The 3,428-nt window shown below is 61.4% G+C and carries 3 protein-coding genes; 2 read left to right on the top strand and 1 reads right to left on the bottom strand.

Features of this window, described 5'->3' with window-relative positions; genetic code table 11:
* Positions 1–69: 69 nt before the first annotated feature.
* Complete coding sequence (locus ACW9IR_RS29005; protein WP_457466035.1) at positions 70–849, bottom strand: helix-turn-helix transcriptional regulator; 780 nt, start codon at positions 847–849, stop codon at positions 70–72.
* A 110-nt stretch (positions 850–959) separates the two neighbouring features.
* Between ACW9IR_RS29005 and ACW9IR_RS29000 the strand changes: the two genes are divergently transcribed.
* Together ACW9IR_RS29000 and ACW9IR_RS28995 are read left to right on the top strand one after the other, a co-directional pair.
* Positions 960–2,075, top strand: a complete 1,116-nt coding sequence (locus tag ACW9IR_RS29000) for an extracellular solute-binding protein (protein WP_457466034.1) — start codon at positions 960–962, stop codon at positions 2,073–2,075.
* 160 nt (positions 2,076–2,235) lie between these two features.
* Entirely contained in the window at positions 2,236–3,354 is a 1,119-nt protein-coding gene (locus ACW9IR_RS28995; RefSeq protein WP_457466033.1) for a DmpA family aminopeptidase, read from the top strand.
* Positions 3,355–3,428 lie beyond the last annotated feature (74 nt).

Here is a 3,428-nt window from a genome sequence, read left to right as displayed (position 1 = left end):
AGATATCACCTGGTTGACTGATAGACCGCTATCGCGAGCAGGCTCACTCCTACAGGGGATTGTGTTGAGTCAGGGAGTTGGCGGGCGCAACACCAGCGCAAACAACTCACCATGCCCGGTGACATTGAGCTTGTGATACAGATTGCGCCGATGCACCTTGACCGTCTCCGGCGAAATACGCATCTGCTGGGCCATCGCCTTGCTGGAGAAACCCTGCAAAATCAGCCGCGCCGTGTCGACCTCGCGCACCGTCAGCCGCGCATCGAAACGGTCAAGCAACGTCGCCAGATCACCGACCACCGCTTCCGCCACCACGCCCTGCGGCGGCAGCAACTGCACATGCCGACGCATCGCCGCCAACACCCAGTCACGCACGCACAGCAACCTGCCCTGCTCGGCCATGTCGAACGGCGTCGAACGGCCCAATGACAAACCGAGCACGCCGCCCTCGACGTTGATCATGAACTGCAACTCGTCCTCGCCCACCACTGAACGAAAATAGCTCTGGTAGTACTCGCTGTTCAGAAACTGGTCCGGCGCCACCGAGGCCAGGCTGTGCAAGCCGTCGGCAATGCCGGTCGATGCGCTTTGATAGAACGGATCGAGCAGGTACATGCCGGCGCTGTAACCGGCCAGTTCTTCCTGCTCGTCGGGGCGGCCCTTGCTGTCGAAGTCGATCAGCAACTGCGGCGCCTGCCCGGCTTGCATCAGCGCCACCAGCGCATTGTCCAGCGGCACCAGCAACCGTAACGTGTCCACCAGCGCGCGCCAGAAACCGTCCTGACCGACACCGGCAAATACCCGCGCCAGGCTTTGATGCACTGGCAGTTCCTGCAGCAACGCGTCCACGCACTACCCCTTTTGAGTAACCCATGATGGGAATGGGTCAGGCGTGACCGGCCCGATAGGCTGAGCACTCCTGTTCATCACCGGCCTGCACAGGCCAGGAGTGCCGCATCATGCGTCGTCACCGTGGCTGTATCAACCTCAGCATAAAACTGGGCCTGCTGGCCGGTCTCAGCGCCAGCTCAATTGCCATGGCCGCCGACGCACCGAGCGTGCACGTCTACAACTGGTACGACTACATCGGCCCGAACACCCTGCACGATTTCCAGCGCGACAGCGGTATCCAGCCGGTCTACGACACCTTCGACAGCGCCGAAGTCCTTGAAGGCAAACTGATGACCAGCCGCAGCGGCTACGACGTGGTGGTGGCGAGCAACTTCAGCCTGCCGACGCTGATCAAGGCCGGCGCCCTCGCCCCGCTGCCGCGCGATCTATTGCCGGGCTGGAAGAACCTCGATGCCAACCTGCTGGCGAAACTGGCCAACAACGATCCCGGCAATCAATACGCCGTGCCGTACCTGTGGGGCACCAACGGCATCGGTTACAACGTCGACAAGGTGCGCGCGGCTCTCGGAGAAAAGGCGCCGGTGGATTCGTGGGATCTGGTGTTCAACGCAGACAACCTCGCCAAACTCGGCCAGTGCGGTGTGGCGATGCTCGATTCGCCGTCGGAGATGTTGCCGGTCGCCCTGCACTATCTCGGCCTGCCACCGAACAGCACCGACCCAGAAGACTATAAAAAAGCCGAGGCGCTGCTGCTGAAACTGCGCCCGCACATCGCTTACTTCAACTCGTCGAAATTCATCAGCGACCTGTCCAACGGCAACATTTGCGTGGCGGTCGGTTGGTCGGGCGCGATGCTGGAGGCCAAGACCAATGCCGAGCAGGCCAACAACGGCGTGAAGATCGCCTACAGCCTGCCCAAGGAAGGCGCACCGGTGTGGTTCGACACGCTGGTGCTGCTCAAGGACGCGCCGAATCGTCCTCAGGGTCTGGCGTTTATCGACTATCTGCTGCGCCCGGAAGTGATCGCGCCGGTCAGTGATCATCTGTCGTATCCCAATGGCAATCGCGCGGCAACAGCGCTGGTGGCCGCCGCCACGCGGGACAATCCGGCGGTGTATCCCTCCGCCGCAGCGATGGCCACGCTGTACACCCTTGAGCCTTTGCCGAAAGCCACCGAACGCGTGCGCACGCGGGTGTGGAGCAAGGTCAAGAACGGCCAATAAAGCTTTTTGAACATTCCACAAAACCCTGTGGGAGCGAGCTTGCTCGCGAATGCGGTGGCTCAGTCGACATCAATGTTGAATGTCGGACTGCCTTCGCGAGCAAGCTCGCTCCCACAGGGGTCGGCGAATAGCCCAGCATTTTTTAGAGAGACAGAAATCAATGAAACCTCGTGCCCGTGACCTCAACATCCGCATCGGCCAACTACATCCTGGTCCGCTCAACGCCATCACCGATGTCCCCGGCGTGCGCGTCGGCCACAGCAATGTGCGCGGACGCAGCAATGCCGGGCGGGACATCTGCACCGGCGTCACGCTGATAGAGCCGCGCCCCGGCTCGACCAATCAACAACCGTGTTTTGCCGGCGTGCATGTGCTCAACGGCAACGGTGACGCCACCGGACTTGAGTGGATTCGCGAGGCGGGTCTGCTGACCAGCCCGATTGCCTTCACCAACACCCACAGCCTCGGTGTGGTGCGCGATGCATTGATTGCGCTGGATCGCCAGCAGCAACCGGACGACGGGCGTCTCTACTGGAACATGCCGGTAGTGCTGGAAACCTTTGACGGCTTGCTCAATGACATCAACGGTTTCCACGTCCAGCCTGAACACGTCGCCGAAGCGCTGGCTGCAGCCGTCGACGGTCCAGTGACGGAAGGCGCCGTCGGCGGCGGCAGCGGCATGATCTGCCATGAATTCAAAGGTGGCATTGGCACTTCGTCGCGGCGCTTGAACGCTGCCCAGGGCGGCTGGACTGTGGGCGCGATCGTGCAGGCCAACCACGGCATTCGCAACGAGTTGCGGGTCGATGGCTACCCGGTCGGGCGCTACATGGAACAGAAAGATTCGCCGTTCCTGCGCGCCTCATTGCCGCATCCGGGTATGGGTTCGATCGTTGTGTGTCTGGCCACCGATGCGCCGCTGTTGCCGCATCAGTGCACACGTCTGGCGCAGCGCGCGAGCCTCGGCCTGGCGCGCACCGGCGGTGGCAACGAGGATCATAGCGGCGACATTTTCATCGCGTTTGCCACGGGTAACGATCACGTACCGCCCGCTGCCTACGAAGGCAAAGGCGCGCCGACCTGTGACGGTTTGCGCATGGTCAACAATGACCATATCAGCGAGCTGTTTCTCGCCGCGACCGAGGCGGTTGAAGAAGCGATCATCAATGCATTGCTGGCCAGTGACAGCATCGAATGTAATGGGCATTCCGTACCGGGACTGGATGCGCAAACCCTGCTCGCAGCCCTCGAAAAATCAGGCTGGCCTGGCGCCCGCTGACCCCGCAAAAACACTGTAGGAGCTGCCGAAGGCTGCGATCTTTTGATTTTGCTTTTAAAAGACAAGATCAAAAG

It is taken from the genome of Pseudomonas sp. SDT291_1_S447 (assembly GCF_054070155.1).
Note: the sequence above shows the minus strand (reverse complement) of the source record. Positions and strands in the feature narration are given on the sequence as shown.